The following is a 24,124-nucleotide window of genomic DNA, read 5'->3' on the forward strand; positions in this document are numbered from 1 at the left end:
GGTGTTCCTGCCCTTCTTCCGGAACCTTCGCGCGGCAGACCTGCCGGTCTCGCTGAGGGAGTTTCTGGCCTTTCTGGAGGGGCTTGCCGCAGGTCTTGTCACCTATGACCCGGAGGGGTTCTATTACCTCGCGCGCGCCGCGCTGGTGAAGGACGAGGCCCATATCGACCGGTTCGACCGGGCCTTCGCCGCCAGCTTCGCGGGGCTGGAGACCATATCTGCGGATCAGGTGCTGGAGGCGCTGGACCTGCCGCGCGAATGGCTGGAAAAGCTCGCCGAACGACATCTGAGCGCCGAAGAACGCGAGGCGATCCGGGCGCTTGGCGGCTTTGACAGGCTGATGGAAACCCTGCGCCAGCGTCTGGCGGAACAGAAGGGCCGTCATCAGGGCGGCAACAAGTGGATCGGCACCGCTGGCACCAGCCCCTTCGGCGCCTATGGCCACAACCCGGAAGGCGTGCGGATCGGGCAGGATCAGGGCCATCATGGCCGCGCCGTCAAGGTCTGGGACCGGCGGGAATTCCGCGATCTGGATGATGCGGTCGAACTGGGGACGCGCAACATCAAGGTCGCGCTTCGCAGGCTGCGTCGCTGGGCGCGTGATGGCGCGGCGCAGGAACTCGACCTCGACGGAACCGTCCGCGCGACGGCGGAACGGGGCTGGCTTGACGTTCAGACTCGGCCGGAACGGCGCAACGGGGTGCGCCTTTTGCTGTTCCTGGACGTGGGCGGCAGCATGGACCCGCATGTCCGCGCCGTAGAAGAGTTGTTCAGCGCCGCCCGTTCGGAATTCCGGCATCTGGAATATTTCTACTTTCACAACTGCCTCTATGAGGGTGTCTGGCGCGAGAACCGCCGCCGCTGGGATGCACAGATCCCTACGGCCGAGATCCTGCGCACCTATGGCCATGACTGGAAGTGCATCTTTGTCGGCGATGCCACCATGTCGCCCTATGAGATCACGCATCCCGGCGGCGCGAACGAACACTGGAACGCCGAACCCGGGCAGGTCTGGCTGACGCGCGCCCGCATGCAATGGCCGGGAAACCTGTGGATCAACCCGCTGCCGGAAAGCCGCTGGCACTACAGCCAGTCGCTCCACCTCATCCGTGAGTTGTTCGAGAACCGCATGGTCCCCCTCACGCTTGACGGGATCGGGCGCGGGGTTCGAATGCTCACCTAGCCAGAGGCGGGCCAAGGCCCCATATTGCCGACATGCTCAGATTGACCCCCCTCCTCCTGGCAATCGCCTATGCCTACCTGATGTACCGCTTTTCGGTCTGGCGGACCAAGCAGGAGCTGGACGCGCGGTCGACGCCCATGGCGGACGCGACGTTGCGGGCGATCTGCGACCGGATGGCCGAGGCGCTGAACGTCGCCTCCATCCCCGTGAACATCTATGATGTGGAACCGGTGAACGGTCTGGCCGCACCAGACGGGCGGATTTTCCTGACCCGGGGTTTCTATGACAAATACCGCTCCGGCGCCGTGACCGCCGAAGAGATGGCGAGCGTCATCGCGCATGAGCTGGGGCATGTGGCCCTGGGCCATTCCAAGCGGCGGATGATCGACTTTTCGGGCCAGAACGCGATCCGCATGGCGCTGGCATCCGTGCTGAACCGTTTCCTGCCGGGGCTGGGCATCCTGATCGCGAACGGGGTTACGATGCTCTTGGCTGCGCGCCTGTCGCGACAGGATGAATATGAGGCCGACGCCTATGCCTCTGCGCTGCTGGTCAAGGCCGGGATCGGGACGGGGCCGCAAAAGTCGCTGTTCCGCAAACTGCCCGGGCTGACGGGTGCGGCAGGCGGCCCGCCGGTCTGGCTGGCAAGCCACCCCCGCACCGAGGATCGCATCGCCGCGATCGAGGCGAATGAGGAACGCTGGCGCCGCTCTATCGGCTGAGCGCCTTTCCCAGCCGTGGCAGACGCGCGCGTTTCAGCAGGGGGCGGAGCGGCTGGGGCTCACCGGAAAGCGTCTCTGCCTTGGCGCGCACGGCTTCGACCGCCATTGCGACCGGCTGGGGCGAGGTCTGCCAGAGGGTCAGCAGAAAGGGGTCCGGCGCCTCGATCCGCATTCCCTCACGGGCGCGAAGCGGAAAATCCCGCAGGTTCTCGGTCACGATCAGGTCAGCCCCGGCGCCGAGCGCTGCGGCAAGAACATGGCGATCCGCCGGATCGGGCAGCAACAGCCGCGCCTCAAGCTCTTCGGGGATCCCGACTTCGGCGTCCGGCCAGTTCTGATGCAGGTCGGCAATCTCGGCCCGTGCCGCAGCCTCTTGCCCCAGCTTGATCGTGGCGCGGGCCCATTCCTCCAGCACGCGGGACGACCAGAGCGGCTGGAAAAGCCCCGTGGACGCCACGCCCAACAGGATTTCGCGCTGGACGGTGGGATAAAGAACGCAGGCGTCCAGAAACGCCCGCATCAGTCCAGCCGGAAAAAGATCGACTTGAGGTATCCGCTTTCAGCCAGTTGCGGCAGCATCGGGTGATCCGGGCCGGCGAAACCGGTGTGGATCATCTGCGCGTGGCGCCCGCCGCGCCCGATGCCCCGGATGCTCGCCGTGCGAAAGGCGGCAAGATCGGCGGCATGGGAACAGGAACAGAGGCACAGGTATCCGCCCGGCGCCACCAGCGGCGCCGCAAGCCGCGCCACACGTTCATAGGCGCGCAGGCCCGCCTGAAGCGCGGGCTTGGCCGGCGCAAAAGCGGGCGGGTCGCAGACGACGAACTCGAACCGGGCGCCCTCGGCGGCAAGCTGTTCCATCACCGCAAAGGCGTCGCCCTGCCGCGTCTGGAACCGGTCTGCAAAACCGCTCGCTTCGGCACCCGCCTCGGCGAGGCGCAGGGCCGGTGCCGACCCGTCGACGGCCAGCGCCGATCGCGCACCGCCGGCCAGCGCCGCAAGGCCAAAGCCGCCCACATGGCTGAAGACATCAAGAACCCGTCCCTCCGGCGCGAGCCGCGCGCCAAAGGCGTGGTTGGGACGCTGATCATAGAAAAGCCCGGTTTTCTGCCCACCCAGCACATCGGCCATGTAGGTGGCGCCGTTCATCGGCACAGGCACCGGTCCTTCGACCGCGCCGCGCAGAACGACCATTTCCTCGGGCAGGCCCTCCAGGCCCCGCGCCCGGCCCGACCCGTTCTTGACGACCCGGGTCACGCCCGTCGCCTCGCACAGCGTCTCGGCGATCAGGTCGATCATGGTCTCGGACCAGGCGGCATTTGGCTGGATCACCGCCAGATCGCCGAAACGGTCGATGACGACGCCGGGGAATCCGTCAGCCTCGGCATGGACAAGCCGGTAATAGGGCTGGTCGAACAGACGTTCGCGCAGCGCCAATGCCCGGCGCATCCGAAGTGAGAGCCATGCGCCATCGATCACCGCCGCCGGATCGCGGTCGAGCATCCGGGCGATGATCTTGGAATTCGGGTTGACCGTGACGATCCCCAACGGGCTGCGGGCCTCATCCTGCAATTCGCAGATCGTGCCGGGGGCCAGCGCCTTGGTGCGACGGTCCGTCACAAGTTCATCGGCAAAGACCCAGGGCGCTCCGTGACGGATGGCGCGGGCGTCGGTTTTCGGACGGAGGCGGATGATGGGATAGGTCATGCCCTTCCTCTAGCGGCAGCGGACACGGACAGGAAGCACAAACAGAAATCCCGGCCGCAACGGGCCGGGATTTTCAGCAAACCGCGCCTGAACGCGAAATCGTATGGTAGATCAGGCCGGCTGGTGTGCGCGGCCACGCAGTGCGGCAACCCGACGTGCGATCCATGCGCCGAGGGCGCTGAACATCTCGCGGGTGGCTTCGGCGCGCATCTGACGGGCACGGAGCTCGATCGCTGCGATGTCGGTCACCGAATAGTCGCCGTAAATCTCTTTGGTCATCTCTGTCATCCTCTGGGTTGGATCAACCCTCCCGTGGGACTGAATTTAGGTCAGCCGGGCTGACTTTACCATCGACACGTCCTCAATGCTGCCATGCAGCGACCGCAATGCTGCAACCGCACGGCCGACCTTTGGCCCTTGCCATCGGCGGCGCCCTTCCCCATCCTCCCGTGAAGGCGCGGCGGCCTGACTTGTTAGCGCTAACGGACTGTGTTAGGCATCTGCCCAAGCCCACAGCGACGTCCAGGCCTTGCCCGGACCAGATGACACGAGGAGCGCCATGCCACTCGACACCACGATCGAACAGGTCACCGACCGCATCCGCGAACGGTCCCGCCCCTTGCGGGACGCCTATCTTTCCCGCATGGCCCGCGCCGCCGAGGAAGGGCCTGCCCGCGCGCATCTGACCTGCGGTAACCAGGCCCATGCCTATGCCGCGATGGGGCCGGACAAGACGGCCCTTGCCGAAGGGCGCGCGCCGAATATCGGGATCGTCACCGCCTATAACGACATGCTGTCGGCGCATCAGCCCTACGAGGTTTATCCCGAGATCATCCGCCGCACCGCACGGGCGGCCGGCGGCACGGCGCAGGTCGCCGGGGGTGTGCCCGCGATGTGCGACGGGGTCACGCAAGGACAGGTCGGGATGGAGATGTCGCTCTTTTCCCGCGATGTCATCGCCCTCGCCGCTGGTGTCGCGCTCAGCCACAACGTCTTTGACGCGGCGCTTTATCTTGGAGTGTGCGACAAGATCGTGCCGGGGCTGGTGATTGCGGCGGCGACCTTTGGCCATATCCCGGCCGTGTTCCTGCCCGCCGGCCCCATGACCTCGGGCCTGCCGAACGACGAAAAATCGGCGGTCCGGCAGCGTTTTGCCACGGGCGAGATCGGGCGGGAAGAGCTGATGGCCGCCGAGATGGCCAGCTATCACGGGCCGGGCACCTGCACCTTTTACGGCACCGCGAACACCAACCAGATGCTGATGGAGTTCATGGGGCTCCATCTGCCGGGGTCGAGCTTTGTCAACCCGAACACCCCCCTGCGCGAGGCGCTGACGGTCGCCGGCGTCGAACGCGCGCTGTCGATCACCGCGCTTGGCAACGATTACCGGCCGGTTTCCGAAATCCTCGACGAACGCGCGTTCGTGAACGGGATCGTGGGGCTGATGGCCACGGGCGGCTCGACGAACCTTGTCCTGCACCTGCCCGCGATGGCGCGCGCGGCCGGCATCGTTCTCGACATCGAAGATTTCGCGCAGATTTCGGACGTGGTTCCGCTGATGGCCAAGGTCTATCCGAACGGGCTGGCGGACGTGAACCATTTCCACGCAGCCGGCGGACTGGGCTACATGATCGGCGAACTGCTTTCGGCGGGCCTTCTGCATGACGACACCCGCACCGTGGCGGGCGAGGGACTTGCCCATTACACGCAGGAACCAAAGCTGGTGGACGGCGCGCTGACCTGGGGCGCGGGCGCGGGCGAAACGCTGAACGACCGCATCCTGCGCCCGGCGTCGGACCCGTTCCAGAAGCAGGGCGGGCTGAAGCAGCTTGCCGGAAACCTCGGGCGCGGCGTCATCAAGGTCTCGGCCGTTTCGCCGGACCGCCATGTGATCGAGGCGCCCGTGCGCGTGTTCCACGACCAGCCCTCGGTCAAGGCGGCCTTCCAGCGGGGCGAATTTACCTCCGACACCATCGTCGTCGTCCGCTTTCAGGGGCCAAAGGCGAACGGGATGCCCGAACTGCATTCGCTCACGCCGGTGCTTGCCGTCCTGCAGGATCGCGGGCTGAAGGTCGCGCTGGTGACGGACGGGCGCATGTCGGGCGCCTCGGGCAAGGTGCCGGCCGCGATCCATGTCAGCCCCGAGGCGGCCGATGGCGGTCCGCTCGCTCGGCTGCGCGATGGGGATCTCGTGCGTCTGGACGCGGTTGCGGGCACGCTCGATGTCATGGCGGACGGGTTTGACGACCGGGCGCCGGTCGTGCCAGACCTTTCGGCCAATGCCCATGGTCTTGGGCGAGAGCTGTTCGGCGCCTTCCGCGCCTCTGTCGGGCCTGCGACCGCAGGCGCCGGCGTCGTCATCTGATCAGGAGCCTGTCATGACCCCGACCGAAGCAAGCGCCCGCGCCGCCGAGATCTGCCGCCTCGCCCCCGTCATTCCGGTGCTGGTGATCGACGATCTTGCCCATGCCCGCCCTCTGGCCGAGGCGCTGGTGGCGGGCGGCCTGCCGGTGCTGGAGGTGACGCTGCGGACGCCGGTCGCGCTTGATGCCATCCGGGCGATGGCTGCGGTGCCGGGTGGGGTGGTCGGCGCCGGAACGCTGCTGACACCCGAGGATGTGGCGGCGGCCAAGGAGGCGGGCGCGCAGTTCGGCGTCTCTCCCGGCGCGACCGATCGCCTGCTGGACGCGGCAGAGGCACGGGGCCTGCCGATGCTGCCGGGCGCGGCGACGGCGAGCGAGGTCATGACCCTGCTGGAGCGCGGCTATACTACCCAAAAGTTCTTCCCGGCCGAGGCCGTGGGCGGCGCCCCCGCGCTCCGCTCGCTCGCCTCGCCCCTGCCGCAGGTCAGCTTTTGCCCGACCGGGGGCATCACGCTTGCGAATGCACCGACCTATCTGTCGCTCCCGAACACGCTCTGCGTGGGGGGCAGCTGGGTCGCCCCGAAGGACCGGATGCAGGCAGGCGACTGGGCCGCGATCGAGACGCTGGCCCGCGAGGCAGCCTCGCTGCCCCGTTAACGTTCGGCCATCCGTCCCGCGCGCCCGCCGCGCCTGCGGGGCGGCACGCTTTCGGCAAGACCGGCCGACAGGACCGTGGTCATCGGATGCCCTTCGCGTCCATGGCCCGCGATCAGGCTGCGCAGCGCCTCGGCCTGATCGACGCCGACGGGCAGGCTCAGCGCCCAGTCGACAAAGATCGAACGGCATTCCGCCTCGGTGATGCCCTCGATCCTGTAGCTTTCGCGGATCAGCCCCTTCGGGTCGGCGTCTTGCGGCTGCATTGTGCTTCTCCCCATGTCAGGCGCTGTCCCCGCGCCCGATGTAGCGGTCGATTATTTCTGCCGTGTCCAGGGTCGCCTTGTCCAGCCGGGACCGCAGGTCGTTGATCCCCGTCGCATCGAGTTCGCGCAGCAGGAAGGCACAGGCGCCCTCGCCCACCTCGGCCGGATCGAGCGGCCGGTCCGTCAAAAGCCGCGTTCCCGCCTGCAACCGCCAGAGCATCCGGTAGACCCGCAGCAAGGTCTCGGCATCCGCAGCCGCGATCCAGCCATGTCGCACGCCGGCGCGGATCTGCGCCTCGGTCGCGCGGGCGGGGCTTGCTGATCGCAGGGCCGCCGTCTGGGCCATAAGTTCGATATCCTGCAGGCGTCCGGGCCCGGATTTCGCGTCCCACTCTCCCTCGGCGGGCTTTGCGGTCCGCAGCCGGGCGCGCATCTCGGCCACATCCGTGATGACCCGCGGCCCGTCGGATTTCCGTGCCAGAAGCTCCTGCCGGAACGACTCCACCTCTGCCCCCAGTTCGGCGGGGCCGGCCATCACCCGGGCGCGGGTCAGCGCAAGATGTTCCCAGGTCCAGGCCTCTTCCGCCTGATAGGCGCGAAAGGACTGCAGGCTGGTGGCGACCGGTCCCTGACGCCCCGAAGGTCGCAGCCGCATATCGACCTCATAAAGGCGCCCTTCCGACATGGGCGCCGTCACCGCCGTCACCAGCGCCTGCGTCAGCCGGGCATAATACGTGCGTGCGGCGAGCGGACGCGGGCCGTCCGACGCCTCAACCCCCGCCGCGTCGTAGATCACGATCAGGTCGAGGTCGGACCGCGCGTTCAGCCGCCCTGCCCCAAGGCTGCCCATGCCGATCACGACGGCGCCGCGTCCCGGCGGCGGCCCGTGCTTGCGCGCGAATTCCGCCAGGCAACCGGGCCAGACGCCCGCGACCACCGCCTCGGCAAGTTCCGCATATTGGCGCCCGGCCTCGGCGGCATCGACGATACCCCGCAGATGATGCACGCCCACCCGGAAATGCCATTCCTTGGCCCAACGGCGGGCCGCATCAAGGCAGCGTTCATAGTCGGGCGATTCTGCCAGCCGCTGTTCAAGCGCCCCGGCCAAAGCCGCCACCCCGGGCCATGGGGAAAAGAAATCGCCGCCGATCACCGCATCGAGAACCGCCGCATTGCGCGACAGATACCGCGCCAGCCCGGGCGCCGTCGCCGCGATGTCCACGATCAGCTGCGTAAGCTGCGGATTGGCCTCGAACATCGAGAAAAGCTGCACCCCCGCCGGAAGCCCCGCAAGGAAGCCGTCGAACTGGGTCAGCGCCTCGTCCGGGTTGGCGGCGCGTTGCAGGCGGCGCAGGATCTCGGGCCGGACCCGCTCGAATATCTCGACCGCGCGGGCGGATCGCAGTGCCGGATAGCTGCGCCAGCCCTCGACGATCTTTGCCGCATGGTCCGACAGATCGGGCTCTGCCGCAGCCTCGGTCGGCGCAAAGAAGCCTTCGGTCAACTGATCGACGCGTTGCAGGCGGTCCAGCAGGTCAGCCCGGAAACGCGCGGTATCGCCCTGCCCCATGAACCGCGCAAGCCGGTCGAACCCCTCGGGCACGGTCGGCAGGGCGTGGGTCTGCGCGTCGTTCACCATCTGCAGCCGATGCTCTACCTCTCGATGGGCGCGATAGAGGTCGATCAGCTCCGCCGCCTCGGCATGACCGACCCAACCCTTTTCAGCAAGCGCCCGCAGCCCCGGCACCGTCGCCCGCTGCCGCAGATCGGGATCGCGCCCCCCGGCGATGATCTGGCGCGTCTGGGTAAAGAACTCGATTTCCCGGATGCCGCCGCGGCCCAGCTTCATGTCATGCCCTTCCAGAACCAGACGGCCATTCAGCCCCTTGTGGTCCCGGATACGCAGCCGCATGTCATGGGCATCGCGGATGGCGGCAAAATCCAGATGCTTGCGCCAGACAAAGGGCGTCAGCGCGCGCAAAAACCGCTCGCCCGCCTTGAGGTCGCCGCCGCAGGGCCGGGCCTTGATATAGGCCGCCCGTTCCCAGGTCCGGCCCAGGCTCTCGTAGTAACGTTCCGCCGCCTCCATCGACAGGCAGACCGGCGTGACCGAGGCATCGGGGCGCAGCCGCAGATCCGTGCGGAAGACATAGCCCCCCGCCGTGGTATCGGACAAAAGCGTGGTCATCCTGCGCGTCACGCGGATGAAGGCGGCGCGGGCGTCGTGATAATCCGCAGGATCGAACCGCGTTTCGTCGAACAGGCAGATGAGATCGATGTCCGAGGAATAGTTCAGTTCCGCGGCGCCCATCTTGCCCATGGCAAGCGCGACCATCCCGCCGGCGGTTTCGATGTCCTCCTCGGTCGCACCCGGCAGCTTGCGCCGCCGGATTTCCTCGGCGACAAGGCGGGTGATCGACAGATGCACCGCACGGTCAGCCAGCGCCGTGAGGGCGCCCGTCACCTCCTCCAGCGTCCAGACGCCCCCCGCATCCGCGAGACCCGCGAGCAGCGCCACGCGCCGCTTGGCCTGCCGCAGCGCCGCGCCCAGATCGGCGAGCGGCACCGGGTCGAGCGACAGAAGAACAGCCGCCAGCGCCGCCTCGGGTGTCATGCGCACACTGGCGGCCAGCCAGTCGCCCTCGGTCCGCATGAGGCCGGCGAGATAGGGGCTGCACCCCGCCACCCCCTCGCAGAGCGGCCGGAGCCCGGGCGGAAGGTCAAGCAGGGCGGAGGTCTCACCCCCCTGAACCGGGTCGAACGGGATCGGCGAACGGATAAGGCGAGAGGCAAAGTCCATGCATGGAAAGTGAGCTACCCGACGAGCATGGTCAACGGCCTTGCACGCGACGGTCCGTCAAGGACCCTTGCACCTGCAAGGCGCGCGGCTAATCTGCCGCCGAACAGGAAGGAAATGCCGATGAGCAAGAGTGTAAAGCGGGTCGAGGCCGCGCTGGCCGAGGCCGGGATCGAGGCCCGGTTGCTGGAAATGGGGGCAGAAACGCGCACCGCGCAGCAGGCCGCCGACGCGGCAGGCTGTTCCGTGGACCAGATCGCCAAGTCGATCCTGTTCCGCGGCCGGCAGAGCGGGCGGCTTTACCTCTTCATCACGGCCGGTGGCAACCGTGTCTGCCCCGAAAAGGCGTCGGCCTGCGCGGGCGAGCCCCTGGAAAAGGCCGAGGCTGCGCAGATCCGGCAGGAAACGGGTTTTGTGATCGGGGGCGTCGCGCCAGTGGGCCACCTGACCCCGCCCCGCCCCTTTCTGGACCCGAAGCTTCTGACCTATGCGACCGTCTGGGCCGCCGCCGGCACGCCGCGGCATATCTTTGAAATTGCCCCGGACCGCCTGATGGATGCGTCGGGCGCGGAGCCGGCCGATTTCGTCCTTTCCTAGCGGGTTCTCCTGCCTCGATCCGGCTCGCGACAAAACCCGCGCCGAAAAATGTAAACACCTTTCACTTTGCCTCTTGACGCAGGGCCTCCCGATCCCGATGTAGGAGATGTGAAAGGTTTTTACATCTCAGGGGAAAGGAGCCTCGATGACCACGACCTCTTCCATCGCCAGCTTGCCCGCACAGGCAGAGGCCTGGCTTGACCAGCGCGGCAAGCCCGCCTGGATTGTCGCGATGATCCTTGGGTTCATCGTGTTCTGGCCCATCGGGCTCGCCATCCTCTTTTACATGATATGGAGCAGACGCATGTTTTCGTGCAGTTCGCGCCGCAACCGCGGCATGGATCATCGGGTCGGACGGTCATCGGGCAACACGGCCTTCGACGCCTACAAATCCGACACGCTGCGCCGTCTCGAGGAAGAGCAGCACGCCTTCGAGGCCTTCCTCCAGCGGCTCCGGGACGCGAAGGACAAGACCGAGTTCGACCAGTTCATGGACGAACGCGCCCGCGCCGCCCGTGACCAGCGCGATGTGCGGGACGCCGAAAACGCCTGACATGCCCATGACAGGCAGATGCCCGGTTCCGGAAAGGGGCCGGGCATTTTCATGCCGGTACGCCATCGTCGGCCCAAGCCTTGTAACACTGACGCGAAAACCCTACTTGGCCTAATCGCGGCCTCTTGCTAACCTGCCATCGCAGCCCGCTGCCCCTTGCGCAGAGATCACCACGATATGCGTCATACACTGCCCATTGCGCCCCAGTTCTACGTGACGGCCCCCCAGCCCTGCCCCTATCTGGAGGGGCGCATGGAGCGTAAACTGTTCACGGCGCTTCAGGGCGACTATGCCGAAAAGCTGAACGACGCGCTGTCCAAGCAGGGCTTCCGCCGGTCGCAGAACGTGCTCTACCGTCCGTCCTGTTCCGAATGTTCGGCCTGCATGTCCGCGCGCATCCGCGTGGCCGATTTCGTGCCGAACAAAAGCCAGCGCCGCACCCTGCGCCGGAACACCGACCTGAAACGGGATGCGACCAGCCCCTGGGCGACCGAAGACCAGTTCGCGCTGTTCCGCCGGTATCTGGACAGCCGCCACGCCGATGGCGGCATGGCCGATATGGACATCTTCGAATTCGCCGCGATGATCGAGGAAACGCCGATCCGCAGCCGCGTCGTTGAATATTCCCGTCCGCCCGAAGCCGGTGAACGGCGCCATCAGCTCACCGCCGTCTGCCTGACCGACGTGATGGATGACGGCCTCAGCATGGTCTATTCCTTCTACGATCCCGAACGGGCCACGGACAGCCTTGGCACCTATGTCGTGCTCGACCATATCGCCATCGCGCGTGAGGCCGGTCTGCCCTTCGTCTATCTGGGCTATTGGGTGCCCGGCAGCCGCAAGATGGGCTACAAGGCCCGGTTTTCAGGGCTGGAGATCTACCGCGACGGCGACTGGCGCCCGATCGGCGACCCTGAAAGCTACAGCGCCGACCCGCACCCGCTGTCGGTCGATCCGATCGCCGAGCAGGTCGCGCGTATCAGCCTGCCCGACACCCGCGCGCCGAAGGTCTGAGGCATTTCGGCGGCCTTTCTTGCTGTGCTGGCCCGCCTTGCGCAATTTCGGTAACGGAAAAAGTTAGCCGGCGACAGAAAATATCGCGCATTGGCGGTTGACGACCCCCAAGGCCAACCATAATGTCCGCCCTTGTAACGGAAGGGACCGCAATGAACGGGATTCTCGTACTTGTAGGGAAGGTGCGCATGGGCCGGTAACGGAAACCCTTTTGGACCCCCATGCGCCCCCGAAGGAAGATCCTCCGGGGGCTTTTTGTTACGCGATTGTGGCAGCCAGCGACTGGCGATGGAGTGAATGCGATGACGGAAGCGATGACCGGCGCGAAGATGGTGGTTCAGGCCCTGAAGGATCAGGGTGTGGAAGTCGTATTCGGATATCCCGGCGGCGCCGTGCTTCCGATCTATGACGAGATTTTTCAGCAGAACGACATCCGCCATATCCTTGTCCGGCACGAACAGGGCGCGGTCCATGCGGCCGAGGGCTATGCCCGCGCGACCGGCAAGCCCGGCGTCGTTCTGGTGACATCCGGACCCGGGGCGACCAATGCGGTGACGGGCATTGTCGACGCATTGATGGATTCGATCCCGCTGGTTGTCCTGTCGGGGCAGGTCCCGACCTTCATGATCGGCAACGACGCCTTTCAGGAGGCGGATACCGTCGGCATCACCCGCCCCTGCACCAAGCATAACTGGCTGGTGAAAGAGACCGACAGGCTGGCCGAAACCCTGCATCAGGCGTTTCACGTCGCGACCTCGGGCCGTCCCGGGCCGGTTCTGGTCGACATCCCCAAGGACGTGCAGTTCGCCACCGGCACCTACACACCCGCGCAAAAGGCGCGCGTGGCCCATTACCAGCCGCGCCGCAAGGGCGATATCGAGGCGATCACCGCGCTGGTCGAGCTGATGGAAACGGCCGAACGCCCGGTCTTCTATACCGGCGGCGGCGTCATCAACTCCGGCCCCGGGGCAAGCCAGCTTTTGCGCGAACTGGTCGATGCGACGGGCTTTCCGATCACCTCGACCCTCATGGGCCTCGGCGCCTATCCGGCCTCGGGCAAGCATTGGCTCGGGATGCTCGGGATGCACGGGCTTTATGAGGCGAACCTTGCCATGCATGGCTGCGACCTGATGATCAACATCGGCGCCCGGTTCGACGACCGCATCACCGGGCGCGTGGCTGATTTCAGCCCGAACTCGCGCAAGGCGCATATCGACATCGATCCGTCCTCGATCAACAAGGTGATCCGTGTGGACATCCCGATCCTGGGCGATGTGGGCCATGTGCTGGAGGATCTGCTGCGGATCTGGAAGGCCCGGGGCCGCAAGGTTAACTCCGGCGCGCTGGCCCGCTGGAACGCGCAGATCGACGAATGGCGCGCCGTACGCTGCCTGACCTACACGCCATCGGAAAAGACGATCAAGCCGCAATATGCGCTGGAACGGCTCGAGGCGCTGACCAAGGGCATGGACCGCTACATCGCGACCGAGGTTGGGCAGCACCAGATGTGGGCGGCGCAATTTCTGGGCTTCGAGGCGCCGAACCGCTGGCTGACCTCGGGCGGGCTGGGGACGATGGGCTATGGCCTTCCCGCCTCGATCGGGGCGCAGATCGCCCACCCGGAGGCGCTGGTCATCAATGTCGCGGGCGAGGCGTCATGGCTGATGAACATGCAGGAAATGGGGACGGCGATGCAGTTCCGCGCCCCGGTCAAGCAGTTCATCCTGAACAACGAGCGTCTGGGCATGGTCCGCCAGTGGCAGGAACTGCTGCATGGCGAACGCTACAGCCACAGCTGGTCCGAAAGCCTGCCCGACTTCGTCAAGCTGGCCGAGGCCTTCGGCTGCAAGGGCCTGCGCTGTTCGGACCCGAAGGACCTTGATGACGCGATCATGGAGATGATCCGCTATGACGGGCCGGTGATCTTTGACTGTCTGGTCGAGAAACACGAAAACTGCTTTCCGATGATCCCGTCGGGCAGCCCCCATAACGAAATGCTGCTGGGCGAGGCCGATACCCAGGGCGTGATCGGCGCCAAGGGCGCGGTTCTGGTCTGAGGCAGGGAGATGAACATGAGCAGGCTGAACATCGAACAGGGGTCGTCGCGGCATTCGGCCTACGATCTTCGCGACCCCTATGCGGACGTGACCGAGACGCACACGCTCGCTGTGCTGGTGGATAACGAAAGCGGCGTCCTGGCCCGGGTGATCGGGCTTTTTTCGGGTCGCGGCTACAACATCGAAAGCCTGACGGTGGCCGAGGTGGACCATCTGGGCCACCGCTCGCGCATCACCATCGTGACGCGCGGCACGCCTCAGGTGATCGAACAGATCAAGGCGCAGCTTGGCCGCATGGTCCCGGTGCATGAGGTGCATGACCTGACCGTCGATGGCCCCTCGGTCGAGCGGGAACTGGCGCTCTTCAAGGTGGCGGGCCGGGGCGACCAGCGGGTGGAGGCGTTGCGTCTGGCCGATATCTTCCGGGCGAATGTGGTGGATTCCACCCTGGAGAGCTTTGTGTTCGAGATCACCGGCACGGGCGAAAAGATCGACGCCTTTGCCGATCTCATGCGTCCGCTCGGCCTGAAAGAGGTCGCGCGGACGGGTGTTGCGGCGCTGGCACGGGGTGCCTGAGACGCGCGCGCGGGCGGGGGCTTTGGCCCTCGCCTTTTAAAGCTGCCACATCCTGATCTTCCGATGGGCCGCGCCGCCCTTGGCGCGCGGCCTTCCGCGTTGACGGAACCCCGGGGCGCAGGGTCGGGTTGACCCCCAAAGCTCGCAGGAGGCAGCCATGAACCAGCAAGACTTCAAGGAATGGGAATCCCGGATCGAGGCGCGCGCGCAGGCGCTCTGGGCCGAAAACGGCAAACCCGACGGCGCGCTGGATGAGTTCCGCGAAAAGGCGAAGGAGCTTGTCGCGCTCGAGGAAGTGCCCGAGGCCGGGCATCAGGACCCCCACACATCCCAAGGCATCGAGGAACAATCGCTTCAGGAGAACCTGGGCGAGTTTCCCGGCCTGCGCGATCAGGGCGACGACGACTGACCGACCAAGGGGAGGCGTTCAGGGCGACCCGGATGTCGCCCCCCCCCCGCGTTCTGCATCTGCAAAGACAGCGGGCAATCCCGCGCAGAAACTCGTTCAAATTTCTTCCACCGGGAAAAGCGTGAGGCCCGCTGCGACAATTTACTCGACCTTATGCTGCACTGCAGCATGATCGGGGAAACCATCAAGGGAACCTCGCCATGATCGAACTGATCTTTGTCGCCTGCCTTGCCACGGACCCGTCGAACTGCCGCGAACATACACATATGCACATGCCGGGTGTAACCGTGCAGTCCTGCATGATGCAGGCGCAGCCGCAGCTTGCGCAATGGGTCAGCGAACACCCGAGTATGATCGTCACGCGCTGGTCCTGCGCCAGCAGCGAGGCCCGCAAGGTCAGGGTCTGAGCGGCGGCGACCTCTTTCGCCAGGACCACAGCCCCCTGATCCAGCCGCGCAGGGAACGGCGCGGTGCTGCGGTGCTTTCCGGGTCGAGAAGCGCGTTCTCGGCCATGACCTCTTCTTCAAAACCATTGAGGTCCGGCGGGTCAAAGGGAACGAGCGTCCTGCCCTCCCCCCTCAACACTTCTATCGCCGCGATGAGCGAGCCCTGATCCAGCGCAGCGCGCAGCCGCGCCTCATCGACACCCAGATGCTCGGCCAGAAGATCGTCCCGAACACCGACGATCTGCCCCCGCAGGTCCACGTCATCGGCACCGGCCTCCAGCGCGAGGTCGCATTCGCTGTCGAAGCCCATCGACCGGTTGTTGAGGTTCGAGGACCCCACGCGCAACAACCGGTCATCCATCACCAAAACCTTGGCATGGACATAGATCGGCTGCCCGCCTTTCGTCACCGGCGTATAGATGCGGAACCGCCCCTTGTGATCGGCGCGCCGGACAAGCTGCAGCAGCCGTGCACGCGATGACCCCATGACCTCTTCCTGCAGCCAGCCATCGGCGCTTTCGGGGTTGATCACCACGATCTCGGGCGGATCGGGTTCCGAGAGGCGCGCGGCCATCGCGTCGGCGATCCGGCGGGACGCGAAGTACTGGCTTTCGATATAAAGCGTGCGCCGGCATCGAGCGATCGCGGCGAGGTAGAGCGCCTCGATCTCCCGCGCGCCCGTGTGGCCTTCATGGTCGGGGACAGTCCTTGCGATGGCGACATCGACATCCGTGAACGTGGTCTGCAAACCCTCGGGCCAGGCGCCCTCAAGCGGTGGCGGCGGGTCGAGCCGTTCGCCTGTCGCACGTTCCCAACGCGACCGCGCAAGCTCGCCCAGCGCCTTTGCAACCTCTCCCTCCACGGCCGTTGCGACGTCATGCCAGGGCTTGTAACGGCGCCGGCTGGTCGGGCGGACGCGATACGGTTCGTCGTCGCGATGCGAGCGCGTGTCCCAGCGATCGGCCGTCATGTCGATACCGCCGCAAAACGCGAGCGTGTCGTCGATCGTGATGATCTTCTGATGATGGGCCGCCATCGGCGGATGCACATGGTCGAGCACAAGACGCATCCGGCGGCTGGTCATCCAGTTGAGAACGAAGAGCGGGGTAGAGCCGCGCTTGAGCTCCATCACCACGCCCAGATCCCATCGCAGCACATAGACGCGAAGATCTGGTCGGGTCTTGACCACCCAGCTCAGAAACCGGCCCAGTCGGTTCGGGCCCTCCAGCCCCTTCTGCCCGGGCAAAAGGGCGATGCGCGTGTCGAAGTCCCAGCCGATCATCATCACGCTGTGCTGCGCCTTGAGCACGGCGGCGCGCACGGTCGCAAAATAATCCGCGGCATCGACGATGACGGCCACCCTCTCGGCCCGGCCCATGCGCCAGCAGGTCTGCCCCACCCGGAGCACGGGATCCTTTGCGTTCATTTCGTTCTGCTGCACCGGTGCACCCATCCTGCCGAGGTGCCAGTATAACCGGTTCGGGCGCCTCGGGTTGCCTTTGCTTCAACTTCTTTCGCCAGGTTTCGCTGGCGGGAACGTGCCGGCGACAGCGGCATCCCGCGATGTGCCCTCAGCACAGCGGAACCCGGACCAGACGCAACCGTTTCCTTTCCGAACAGCCCCTGGGCAAAAAGAACAAGGGCGTACAGCCCCAAGCGACCGGACCAGAATTTACATGCGATTTTTCCTGCCCCTGATTGCCTTGCTGACCATCGCCGCCTGTGAGACCGTCAATTCCACCCCCCTCACCCCCGCCGAAGAAGAGCTGACCGCGCTTTGCGCCGGGGGCGACGGCGCCGCCTGCATCGCGCTTGAACGGATCAACCGGCCTGTTCCGGTCACAGCCGCCGCACCCGTCGCGAATGAAGTCAACCAATGATTTTGTGATACTATCGGCAGCACGGTCTGTCGGCCTTTTGTAGCGCGCCCGGCGGCTTTTCGCTAATCTGAGCGGCAATCCGGCAGGGGAATGCCGGAAGAAACCTCCTGCAAGGGGACGAGGGATTGAGCATGTTTTCGTCGACCGGCATCGTGCCCGGCCAGCGCAGCCACGCGCGCCGTAAAAGGGCCACCGCCCTTCTTATGTTACTTGTGGGCGTCCTGTTTCTGACAGCCTGCGCGCCACGTATTCCGCGCCCGACGGCGCCTGTCACATTTACCGCGCCGCGCTTTGACGATCTGCACCCGGTGGACTGGCCGGGCCGCCGGCCCACCGCCTATCCGATCCACGGGATCGACGTGTCGCGGTGGCAGGGGTCGATCGACTGGCGGTCGGTCCAGGGCGCGGGCGTGTCCTTTGCCTTCATCAAGGCGACCGAGGGGGGCGACCATGCCGACCCGATGTTCCGGACCTATTGGGAAGAGTCGCGCGCGGCAGGCATCCCGCGGGGCGCCTATCACTTTTACTATTTCTGCCGTTCGGCAGAGGAGAACGCGCGCTGGTTCATCGCCAATGTGCCACGCGAACGGGGCGCGCTGCCGCCGGTGCTAGACATGGAATGGACGCGGTCACGCAACTGCCCGCAGCGCCCCCCCGGCGCCATCGTCCGGGCCGAGGCGGAACGGTTCCTCGATATCGTCGGGCGACATTACGGACAGCGGCCGATCATCTACACCACGGTCGACTTTTATCGGGATACCGGCATCGGCACTCTTCGCAACACCGAATTCTGGCTGCGTTCCGTCGCGGATCATCCGGGCACGGTCTATGGGGGGCGCGAATGGGTCTTTTGGCAATATACGGGCACAGGGGTCGTGCCCGGCATTCGTGGCCCGGTAGACATCAATACCTTCTACGGCGATCCGGGCACATGGGCGCGGTGGCTGACCCGGCGGCGGCAGTGACAGGATGCGGGGGATGAGCAACACCCGTCGCGCAGCCGTCCGCGTCCTTCTCATCCTCGCGCTTCTGCTGGCGGTGGCGCTGATCGGTATCCGCCACGCGCCGATCTACCTGCCCCGGATCGAGGCCGAGCATCCGGAACCCGGGGCCCATCGGGTCTTTGGCTATGCGACATTGACGAACCCGCTGGTGCGGTTCGTCGTGGTGGGCCACCCTGTCCCGTCGCGGCCTGCCGCGTTGGACGGGTTCACCCGGGACGGGCGCGACCTGATCCCCGCCCCCGGGAGCGGAGTCGAGGGGCGGGTGTTCGAGGTGGATGCCGTCGGGCTGCGCCGTCTCGACCGCTACGAATATCTCGGGCAGGTCTATGACCGGGTCGAGATGCCCCTGCAGGACGGCAGCCCCGCCTGGGTGTATCTGATGCGCGGTGACGTCGAGGATTGACGCAGGGGGTTGCTTGTCCCGCCTTGGCTTGGTTTCATGCGCAGGTGGGGCTTGACCATCCCCGCGATGCAGGGATGAGGCGCAGGTGTCGGGAGCAGCAGACGAGGATTTCAGCGCATTGGAGCTGGAGCGGCTTGCCGCCATCGTCTCCTCATCCGCCGATGCGATCGTCAGCAAGACGCTGGAGGGCCGCGTGACAAGCTGGAACGGCTCGGCAGAACGCATTCTGGGCTGGACCGCAGCCGAGATGATCGGCCAGCCCATCGAAACGATCATTCCGGATGATCTGCTCGCCGAAGAAAAGGAGATCCTGCGCCAGATCCGCGCCGGTGAGCGGGTCGAGCCTTTCGATACCGAACGGCTGACCCGGGACGGGCGTCGCGTTCCGCTGTCGATCACTGTCTCGCCGCTCCGCAACCGGGCGGGCGAGATCGTGGGTGCATCAAAGGTCGCGCGGGACATATCCGAGCGACGCCAGCACGAAGAGGTCCAGCGGCTTTTGATCGACGAACTCAATCACCGCGTGAAGAACACGCTGGCGGTGGTGCAGTCCATCGCCCGCCAGTCGCTCCGCAGCACCCACGACCCCGCGGCCTTCGTGGCAGCCTTCAGCGGGCGCATCGATGCGCTGACCCGGGCCTATGACAGGCTGGTCGAGGCGCAGATGAAGGGAACGGACATCGCCGCGCTGGTGGCGGATCAGGTCGTGCTGGACAGCCAGCGGATCAGTTGGGCCGGCCCGCCCGTCAGCCTGGTTCCGACCCTCGCGGTCAAGCTCGCGCTTGTGCTGCATGAACTGGCGACCAACGCCCGCAAACACGGATCGCTGTCGGTCGCAGAGGGCGTGCTCGACATCCGGTGGGAGGTTCAGGACCGGAACCTCTCCCTCAGATGGAAAGAGAGCGGGCCACAGGACCTCTCGCCGCCCGGTCGGCAGGGGCTTGGAATGCGCCTGATCCACGAGACGTTCGGCAGCATCGGCGGCGAGACCCGGCTCCGTTTCGAACCGGACGGGGTCGCCTGTGAGATCCGCATCCCGATCTGAGGCGGCGATGCATCCGCGCCTCATGCATACATAATAGTCGATAATCACGGGCAGTTTTGGGCGACAGCCCGGACGCGCTGCGGTACGCTAACGTGTCAAAACGCCACACGAGGAGCATTCGATGGGGCATACCTGCGAGGGCTGCCGCAACGGAAAGGTCTTGGATCTCGACATATCCATGGCGTTTCAACCGATCCTGTCGCTCGGCAGCGGAAACATCTTTGCCTATGAGGCGCTGGTCCGCGGCCCCATGGGCGAAAGCGCCGCGAGCGTGCTTGCACAGGTGACCAACACGAACCGTTATGCCTTCGACCAGGCCTGCCGCATCCGGGCGCTGGAAACGGCCGTCGATCTGGGGCTGCGGGATGAAACGGCCTGCCTTTCGATCAACTTCATGCCCAACGCTGTATACGAGCCGCGCGCCTGTATCGAGGCAACCCTTCGGACCGCGCGGCGCCTGGGCTTCCCGGTCGAACGCATCATCTTTGAATTCACCGAAAGCGAGCGGGTCGAACCCGCCCATCTTGGCCGCATCCTGCGCGAATATCGCAACATCGGCTTCCGCACGGCGGTTGACGATTTCGGCGCCGGCTATGCCGGGCTGACGCTCCTGACCCAGTTCCGCCCCGACATCGTCAAGCTCGACATGGAACTGGTCCGGGGCGTGGACGCGGATCGCGACAAGCGTACCATCCTTGGCCATGTCGTGCGGATGCTGCAGGAACTCGGGACCGAAATCGTGTGCGAGGGGGTCGAGACCCAAGGGGAACTTTCGGTGCTGCTCGATCACGGGGTGGACCTTGTGCAGGGATATCTGATCGCTCGGCCCGCTCTCGGGGCGCTGCCTTCGCCATCACGAGTCGCCTGAACAAGACGCGAACTGGAACAGGAAGCCCTCACTGAAGGTTGTTTCCACGGAGGAAAATCATCTTCAGGAGGAGGACATGAAGACCGGACTTACGAAACTGGGCGCCATCGCCTTTCTGGCGACCGCTTCGTTTCATGTGACGCCCGCATCCGCGCAACTGGTTGCCGAAGAGATCTGCAACCTGCCGGCCGGACAGTTGACGCCCTCGCAGGCGCGTCTGGTGGCAAACGGGGTCTGCACCCCCGCCCCGCCGCGCAGCACGGTCACGCAGGCCGGAACGCCCACGGCGCCGGGCGTCCCCGGAACCCCCGGTGCGCCGGGAACGCCAGGTACACCGGGAGCGCCGGGAACCCCCGGGACGCCGGGTGTCACGGTAGGCGTCGGCGGCGGGACCGGCACGACTGTCGGTGTCGGCAGCGGCGCGGGCACGGGTAATACCGGCGGGCTGAATGTCGGGGCAGGCACGGGTGCCGGCAGCGACAATACGGGAGGGCTCAATGTCGGCGCGGGCAGCGGCGCTGCATCCGGCAGCAGCGGGGGCCTCAACGCAGGTGTCGGAAGTGGCGCTGCCTCGGGCAGTTCCGGCGGGCTCAACGTCGGGGTAGGACGGGACGCTGCCACGGGTAACACCGGCGGGATCAACGCCGATATCGGCGGCGGCGGAACCGGCGCGGGCAGCGGCAACAGCGGCGGCATCAACGCAGGCATCGGCGGCTCGGGCGGCCTTGGGGTCAGCGTCGGGCGCGACGGCATCGGGGTCAGCCTCGGCGACTAGGCCGTAAGGGAACGCCCGCCGCCCCATGCTTGACTCTCGATCGGGTCAGGATCAGGGTCCGGCGGGCGTAACCCTGATGGAGCCGCATCATGGCCAGAAAAGGCCGCACCTTTGTCGTCATCGGCCTGGGTGCATTCGGAAGCGCCGTCGCAAGCGAACTCGCCCGCTTCGGCAACCATGTGCTGGGGGTCGATGCCGACGAACGGCGCGTCTCGCAGATGTCAGCCACCCTCTCGAACACCGTGATCCTTGACGCAGGGGACGAAAACGCCCTGCGCGAGGCGGGGATCGACAGCTATGACGTGGCGCTTGTCGCCATTGGACGGGACATTGAGGCAAGCATCCTTGCCACGATGAACATGCGGATGCTCGGGCTGGAAACGATCTGGGTCAAGGCGTCCAGCCGCACCCACCACCGCATCCTGTCCAAACTGGGCGCTGACCGGGTGATCCTGCCGGAACAAGAAATGGGCCGCCACATCGCGCAGATGCTGCACAACCCGCTTTTGCAGGATTATGTGAGCCTCGGGAACGGCTTCAACGTGGTCAACATCATCGTTCCTGACAAGCTTGACGGCACGCCCATCGCGGACCTGCACCTGCGCGACACGTTCGACCTGCGTCCGCTCGGCCTGATGCGGGGAACGGAATATCACGCCTGCGTCGCCGAAGACATCGTCCTGCGGCGCGAGGACAAGCTTCTCCTGCTGGGCAAGCGGCCCGATCTGCGCCGCTTCGGCGACACGCTCTGAGGCCGTGATGACACCCCTCTTCACGCGGGCAAGGCGCCGGCTGAGCCGGATGCCGCCGCCGCTTGTGCTCGCGACGCTCTATATCAGCCTGATTTTCATTGGCGCGCTGGCCTTCCTGCTGCCCTTTTCGACGCCTCGGCCGATCAGCTTCACGGACGCGCTCTTCACCTCCGCCTCGGCGGTGACGGTGACGGGGCTCGCCGTGATCGACACCCAGCACGACATGACATTGGCCGGCCAGATGATCCTGACCGTGCTGATCCAACTGGGCGGCCTGGGGCTGATGACCTTCGCGGTGCTGATCCTCTCGGCGCTGGGGCTGCCCATCGGGATCACCCAGCGCGTCTATCTGCGCGAGGATCTGAACCAGACGTCGTTGCGGCAGCTGGGCGAACTTGTGCGCGTCATCCTCAAGGCCGTGTTGCTCTGCGAGGGCGTCGGCGCGCTGTTGCTCGCGCTTGTCTTCGTGCCGGAATACGGGTTCTGGCCGGGGGTCTGGCACGCGATCTTCCATTCCGTCTCGGCGTTCAACAATGCAGGGTTTTCCACGTTTTCCGAGGGGCTGACGGGCTGGGCCACCGACCCGGTGGTGAACCTTGTGATCCCGGCGCTCTTCATCATCGGCGGGATCGGCTATGTCGTCATCTCCGATATCCTGCGCCACCGCCGCCGCTGGCGGGCCTATTCGCTCCATACCAAACTGACGCTGACAGGCACCGCGATCCTGATCCCCTGGGCCACGCTGTCCTTCGCGGTGCTGGAGTGGAACAACCCCGACACGCTCGCCCTGCAGGATGCGGCATGGGAACGGATGCTGATCAGCTGGTTTCAGGGGGTGACGACGCGCACCGCCGGCTTCAACACGGTCGATGTCGGCGGCCTGCATGACAGCACCGCGCTGATGTTCATCTCACTGATGCTGATCGGGGGTGGGTCGACCTCGACCGCGGGCGGCATAAAGGTCTCGACCTTTGTCGTGATGCTTCTGGCGACCATCGCCTTTTTCCGCCGCCAGACCCAGCTCAGCGCGTTCGGGCGCAGCATCGGACTGGTTCAGGTGCTCAAGGTCATGGCGCTGACGGCGATCAGCCTGATCCTTGTCTTCGTCGGGGTGTTCCTGCTGACCGCAACGCATGACGGCCACTTCCTCGATATCAGCTTTGAGGTCGCAAGCGCCTTCGGCACGGTCGGGCTGTCGCGCGGCTATACCGCAGAGCTTACGGATTTCGGGCGAATGGTCATCATCGCCATCATGTTCCTGGGGCGGGTCGGGCCGCTTACGCTCGGGTTCTTCCTTGCGACGCAGATGACGCCGCGGGTGAAATACCCTGAAGGCCAGGTCCATCTGGGCTGATCAGGCGTCCAGTTCCTGATCCCAGTAGAGGTAGTCGAGCCAGCTGTCATGCAGGTAATTCGGCGGAAAGCGCCGTCCGACATTGCGCATCTCTTCGGCCGAGGGCTGACGCGGCGGGCGGCGCAGCGACAGGCCCGACTGGCGCAGCGTCTTGGACCCCTTGCGCAGGTTGCAGGGGGAACAGGCCGCCACGACGTTTTCCCAGCTTGTGATGCCGCCACGCGCACGCGGAACGACATGGTCAAAGGTCAGATCGCCCTTGGCCCCGCAATACTGGCAGGCGAATTCGTCCCTCAGAAAAAGATTGAAGCGCGTGAATGCCACGCGCTTCTGCGGTTTTACGAATTCCTTGAGCACCACCACCGAGGGTATTCGGATCACCGTGGTGGGGCTTCGGACCACGCTGTCATATTCTGCGATGATCGTCACCCGGTCCATATAGGCGGCCTTCACGGCCTCTTGCCACGGCCAAAGGGATAAGGGGTAGTATGACAGGGGCCGGTAATCCGCGTTCAGCACCAGTGCGGGGTGATGCCGCAGCGCGGCGGGTTCTCGTACGAAGTTAGTCCTGAAATCGCCGTCCATTATCGACTCCGTCTCCGCCTCGTCTGCCCCATGGCACCAAGGCAGGACGAACCCGCCCTAGCTGTTGTGACTATATATGGCGTTTCGCGCCTGACAAGCCCCGCAAGATGCGGT

26 protein-coding genes are annotated in these 24,124 nt (G+C 65.8%); 19 read left to right on the top strand and 7 right to left on the bottom strand.

Going from position 1 to position 24,124, the window contains the following annotated elements; translation table 11 throughout:
• Position 1: 1 nt before the first annotated feature.
• Positions 2-1,183, top strand: coding sequence for a vWA domain-containing protein (locus ACFSGJ_RS19875; protein ID WP_390265878.1), 1,182 nt, complete (start codon positions 2-4; stop codon positions 1,181-1,183).
• A 32-nt stretch (positions 1,184-1,215) separates the two neighbouring features.
• Positions 1,216-1,905 (top strand): M48 family metallopeptidase, encoded by a 690-nt coding sequence (locus ACFSGJ_RS19880; protein WP_390265880.1) that lies wholly within the window; start codon positions 1,216-1,218, stop codon positions 1,903-1,905.
• Here the strand turns inward: ACFSGJ_RS19880 and ACFSGJ_RS19885 are convergent.
• From ACFSGJ_RS19885 to ACFSGJ_RS19895, 3 genes are all read right to left on the bottom strand, one after another.
• Positions 1,895-2,425 (bottom strand): RSP_2648 family PIN domain-containing protein, encoded by a 531-nt coding sequence (locus ACFSGJ_RS19885; RefSeq protein WP_390265882.1) that lies wholly within the window; start codon positions 2,423-2,425, stop codon positions 1,895-1,897. The genes ACFSGJ_RS19880 and ACFSGJ_RS19885 overlap by 11 nt on opposite strands.
• A complete protein-coding gene (locus ACFSGJ_RS19890; RefSeq protein ID WP_390265884.1) occupies positions 2,425-3,612 on the bottom strand; it encodes an RSP_2647 family RNA methyltransferase in 1,188 nt (395 codons plus the stop codon). Before ACFSGJ_RS19890 ends, ACFSGJ_RS19885 begins: the two co-directional genes overlap by 1 nt.
• Positions 3,613-3,723: 111 nt before the next feature.
• Positions 3,724-3,891, bottom strand: a complete 168-nt coding sequence (locus ACFSGJ_RS19895) for an RSP_7527 family protein (protein ID WP_390265886.1) — start codon at positions 3,889-3,891, stop codon at positions 3,724-3,726.
• Between the two features lie 280 nt (positions 3,892-4,171).
• Between ACFSGJ_RS19895 and edd the strand changes: the two genes are divergently transcribed.
• Positions 4,172-5,977 (top strand): phosphogluconate dehydratase, encoded by a 1,806-nt coding sequence (gene edd, locus ACFSGJ_RS19900; protein ID WP_390265888.1) that lies wholly within the window; start codon positions 4,172-4,174, stop codon positions 5,975-5,977.
• Between the two features lie 13 nt (positions 5,978-5,990).
• Positions 5,991-6,632 carry a bifunctional 4-hydroxy-2-oxoglutarate aldolase/2-dehydro-3-deoxy-phosphogluconate aldolase gene (locus ACFSGJ_RS19905; protein WP_390265890.1) on the top strand — a complete coding sequence of 214 codons (642 nt, stop codon included), beginning with the start codon at positions 5,991-5,993 and terminating at the stop codon, positions 6,630-6,632.
• On the opposite strand, the gene ACFSGJ_RS19910 is transcribed toward ACFSGJ_RS19905, so the two are convergent.
• Together ACFSGJ_RS19910 and ACFSGJ_RS19915 are read right to left on the bottom strand one after the other, a co-directional pair.
• Entirely contained in the window at positions 6,629-6,895 is a 267-nt protein-coding gene (locus ACFSGJ_RS19910; RefSeq protein WP_390265893.1) for a hypothetical protein, read from the bottom strand. The genes ACFSGJ_RS19905 and ACFSGJ_RS19910 overlap by 4 nt on opposite strands.
• Before the next feature lie 16 nt (positions 6,896-6,911).
• Positions 6,912-9,695: a [protein-PII] uridylyltransferase family protein gene (locus ACFSGJ_RS19915; protein WP_390265895.1), complete on the bottom strand. Its 2,784-nt coding sequence runs from the start codon at positions 9,693-9,695 to the stop codon at positions 6,912-6,914.
• A 120-nt stretch (positions 9,696-9,815) separates the two neighbouring features.
• On the opposite strand from ACFSGJ_RS19915, the gene ACFSGJ_RS19920 reads away from it, so the two are divergent.
• The 7 genes from ACFSGJ_RS19920 to ACFSGJ_RS19950 all read left to right on the top strand — a co-directional run bounded on the left by ACFSGJ_RS19920 (position 9,816) and on the right by ACFSGJ_RS19950 (position 15,305).
• Entirely contained in the window at positions 9,816-10,289 is a 474-nt protein-coding gene (locus tag ACFSGJ_RS19920) for a YbaK/EbsC family protein (protein WP_390265897.1), read from the top strand.
• A gap of 145 nt (positions 10,290-10,434) precedes the next feature.
• On the top strand, positions 10,435-10,842 hold the full coding sequence (locus ACFSGJ_RS19925) for a DUF2852 domain-containing protein (RefSeq protein WP_390265899.1): 408 nt from the start codon (positions 10,435-10,437) through the stop codon (positions 10,840-10,842).
• Positions 10,843-11,019: 177 nt separating this feature from the next.
• Positions 11,020-11,856, top strand: a complete 837-nt coding sequence (locus tag ACFSGJ_RS19930) for an arginyltransferase (protein ID WP_390265901.1) — start codon at positions 11,020-11,022, stop codon at positions 11,854-11,856.
• 302 nt (positions 11,857-12,158) lie between these two features.
• The gene (locus ACFSGJ_RS19935) at positions 12,159-13,913 is read left to right on the top strand and encodes an acetolactate synthase 3 large subunit (protein ID WP_390265903.1); all 1,755 of its coding nucleotides are present in this window, start codon (positions 12,159-12,161) and stop codon (positions 13,911-13,913) included.
• 15 nt (positions 13,914-13,928) lie between these two features.
• Positions 13,929-14,489 carry an acetolactate synthase small subunit gene (ilvN, locus tag ACFSGJ_RS19940; RefSeq protein WP_390265905.1) on the top strand — a complete coding sequence of 187 codons (561 nt, stop codon included), beginning with the start codon at positions 13,929-13,931 and terminating at the stop codon, positions 14,487-14,489.
• A gap of 157 nt (positions 14,490-14,646) precedes the next feature.
• Complete coding sequence (locus ACFSGJ_RS19945) at positions 14,647-14,898, top strand: DUF2934 domain-containing protein (protein WP_390265907.1); 252 nt, start codon at positions 14,647-14,649, stop codon at positions 14,896-14,898.
• A 200-nt stretch (positions 14,899-15,098) separates the two neighbouring features.
• Positions 15,099-15,305, top strand: a complete 207-nt coding sequence (locus ACFSGJ_RS19950) for a hypothetical protein (RefSeq protein WP_390265909.1) — start codon at positions 15,099-15,101, stop codon at positions 15,303-15,305.
• Here ACFSGJ_RS19950 and ACFSGJ_RS19955 read toward each other — a convergent pair.
• Positions 15,295-16,770, bottom strand: a complete 1,476-nt coding sequence (locus tag ACFSGJ_RS19955; protein ID WP_390265911.1) for a phospholipase D-like domain-containing protein — start codon at positions 16,768-16,770, stop codon at positions 15,295-15,297. The two genes, ACFSGJ_RS19950 and ACFSGJ_RS19955, sit on opposite strands and share 11 nt — an antisense overlap.
• A gap of 250 nt (positions 16,771-17,020) precedes the next feature.
• Here ACFSGJ_RS19955 and ACFSGJ_RS19960 point away from each other — a divergent pair, with 250 nt between their 5' ends.
• The 8 genes from ACFSGJ_RS19960 to ACFSGJ_RS19995 all read left to right on the top strand — a co-directional run bounded on the left by ACFSGJ_RS19960 (position 17,021) and on the right by ACFSGJ_RS19995 (position 23,425).
• Positions 17,021-17,224, top strand: a complete 204-nt coding sequence (locus ACFSGJ_RS19960) for a hypothetical protein (RefSeq protein WP_390265913.1) — start codon at positions 17,021-17,023, stop codon at positions 17,222-17,224.
• A 203-nt stretch (positions 17,225-17,427) separates the two neighbouring features.
• Positions 17,428-18,189: a glycoside hydrolase family 25 protein gene (locus tag ACFSGJ_RS19965; RefSeq protein WP_390266044.1), complete on the top strand. Its 762-nt coding sequence runs from the start codon at positions 17,428-17,430 to the stop codon at positions 18,187-18,189.
• A gap of 13 nt (positions 18,190-18,202) precedes the next feature.
• Complete coding sequence (locus ACFSGJ_RS19970) at positions 18,203-18,631, top strand: gamma-glutamylcyclotransferase family protein (RefSeq protein ID WP_390265915.1); 429 nt, start codon at positions 18,203-18,205, stop codon at positions 18,629-18,631.
• Between the two features lie 85 nt (positions 18,632-18,716).
• Complete coding sequence (locus ACFSGJ_RS19975) at positions 18,717-19,676, top strand: sensor histidine kinase (protein WP_390265917.1); 960 nt, start codon at positions 18,717-18,719, stop codon at positions 19,674-19,676.
• A 121-nt stretch (positions 19,677-19,797) separates the two neighbouring features.
• Entirely contained in the window at positions 19,798-20,544 is a 747-nt protein-coding gene (locus tag ACFSGJ_RS19980; RefSeq protein ID WP_390265919.1) for an EAL domain-containing protein, read from the top strand.
• Positions 20,545-20,620: 76 nt separating this feature from the next.
• Positions 20,621-21,319 (top strand): hypothetical protein, encoded by a 699-nt coding sequence (locus ACFSGJ_RS19985; protein ID WP_390265921.1) that lies wholly within the window; start codon positions 20,621-20,623, stop codon positions 21,317-21,319.
• An 89-nt stretch (positions 21,320-21,408) separates the two neighbouring features.
• Positions 21,409-22,071 (top strand): potassium channel family protein, encoded by a 663-nt coding sequence (locus ACFSGJ_RS19990; RefSeq protein ID WP_390265923.1) that lies wholly within the window; start codon positions 21,409-21,411, stop codon positions 22,069-22,071.
• A 7-nt stretch (positions 22,072-22,078) separates the two neighbouring features.
• Positions 22,079-23,425, top strand: a complete 1,347-nt coding sequence (locus tag ACFSGJ_RS19995; RefSeq protein ID WP_390265925.1) for a TrkH family potassium uptake protein — start codon at positions 22,079-22,081, stop codon at positions 23,423-23,425.
• Here the strand turns inward: ACFSGJ_RS19995 and ACFSGJ_RS20000 are convergent, their stop codons facing one another.
• On the bottom strand, positions 23,426-24,010 hold the full coding sequence (locus ACFSGJ_RS20000) for an HNH endonuclease (protein WP_390265927.1): 585 nt from the start codon (positions 24,008-24,010) through the stop codon (positions 23,426-23,428).
• Positions 24,011-24,124 lie beyond the last annotated feature (114 nt).

It is taken from the genome of Halodurantibacterium flavum (assembly GCF_042681825.1).
In the GTDB taxonomy this organism is placed as follows: domain Bacteria; phylum Pseudomonadota; class Alphaproteobacteria; order Rhodobacterales; family Rhodobacteraceae; genus Halodurantibacterium; species Halodurantibacterium flavum.

Coding starts and splice junctions, on each gene's coding strand:
- ACFSGJ_RS19950 (WP_390265909.1), top strand. CDS start 15,099: ATGATCGAACTGATCTTTGTCGCCTGCCTTGCCACGGACCCGTCGAAC.
- ACFSGJ_RS19905 (WP_390265890.1), top strand. CDS start 5,991: ATGACCCCGACCGAAGCAAGCGCCCGCGCCGCCGAGATCTGCCGCCTC.
- ACFSGJ_RS19980 (WP_390265919.1), top strand. CDS start 19,798: ATGGGGCATACCTGCGAGGGCTGCCGCAACGGAAAGGTCTTGGATCTC.
- ACFSGJ_RS19890 (WP_390265884.1), bottom strand. CDS start 3,612: ATGACCTATCCCATCATCCGCCTCCGTCCGAAAACCGACGCCCGCGCC.
- ACFSGJ_RS19990 (WP_390265923.1), top strand. CDS start 21,409: ATGGCCAGAAAAGGCCGCACCTTTGTCGTCATCGGCCTGGGTGCATTC.
- ACFSGJ_RS19910 (WP_390265893.1), bottom strand. CDS start 6,895: ATGCAGCCGCAAGACGCCGACCCGAAGGGGCTGATCCGCGAAAGCTAC.
- ACFSGJ_RS19965 (WP_390266044.1), top strand. CDS start 17,428: ATGTTACTTGTGGGCGTCCTGTTTCTGACAGCCTGCGCGCCACGTATT.
- ACFSGJ_RS19995 (WP_390265925.1), top strand. CDS start 22,079: ATGACACCCCTCTTCACGCGGGCAAGGCGCCGGCTGAGCCGGATGCCG.
- ACFSGJ_RS19945 (WP_390265907.1), top strand. CDS start 14,647: ATGAACCAGCAAGACTTCAAGGAATGGGAATCCCGGATCGAGGCGCGC.
- ACFSGJ_RS19920 (WP_390265897.1), top strand. CDS start 9,816: ATGAGCAAGAGTGTAAAGCGGGTCGAGGCCGCGCTGGCCGAGGCCGGG.
- edd (WP_390265888.1), top strand. CDS start 4,172: ATGCCACTCGACACCACGATCGAACAGGTCACCGACCGCATCCGCGAA.
- ACFSGJ_RS19985 (WP_390265921.1), top strand. CDS start 20,621: ATGAAGACCGGACTTACGAAACTGGGCGCCATCGCCTTTCTGGCGACC.
- ACFSGJ_RS19955 (WP_390265911.1), bottom strand. CDS start 16,770: ATGAACGCAAAGGATCCCGTGCTCCGGGTGGGGCAGACCTGCTGGCGC.
- ACFSGJ_RS19880 (WP_390265880.1), top strand. CDS start 1,216: ATGCTCAGATTGACCCCCCTCCTCCTGGCAATCGCCTATGCCTACCTG.
- ilvN (WP_390265905.1), top strand. CDS start 13,929: ATGAGCAGGCTGAACATCGAACAGGGGTCGTCGCGGCATTCGGCCTAC.
- ACFSGJ_RS19885 (WP_390265882.1), bottom strand. CDS start 2,425: ATGCGGGCGTTTCTGGACGCCTGCGTTCTTTATCCCACCGTCCAGCGC.
- ACFSGJ_RS19935 (WP_390265903.1), top strand. CDS start 12,159: ATGACGGAAGCGATGACCGGCGCGAAGATGGTGGTTCAGGCCCTGAAG.
- ACFSGJ_RS19915 (WP_390265895.1), bottom strand. CDS start 9,695: ATGGACTTTGCCTCTCGCCTTATCCGTTCGCCGATCCCGTTCGACCCG.
- ACFSGJ_RS19970 (WP_390265915.1), top strand. CDS start 18,203: ATGAGCAACACCCGTCGCGCAGCCGTCCGCGTCCTTCTCATCCTCGCG.
- ACFSGJ_RS19895 (WP_390265886.1), bottom strand. CDS start 3,891: ATGACCAAAGAGATTTACGGCGACTATTCGGTGACCGACATCGCAGCG.
- ACFSGJ_RS20000 (WP_390265927.1), bottom strand. CDS start 24,010: ATGGACGGCGATTTCAGGACTAACTTCGTACGAGAACCCGCCGCGCTG.
- ACFSGJ_RS19930 (WP_390265901.1), top strand. CDS start 11,020: ATGCGTCATACACTGCCCATTGCGCCCCAGTTCTACGTGACGGCCCCC.
- ACFSGJ_RS19925 (WP_390265899.1), top strand. CDS start 10,435: ATGACCACGACCTCTTCCATCGCCAGCTTGCCCGCACAGGCAGAGGCC.
- ACFSGJ_RS19960 (WP_390265913.1), top strand. CDS start 17,021: ATGCGATTTTTCCTGCCCCTGATTGCCTTGCTGACCATCGCCGCCTGT.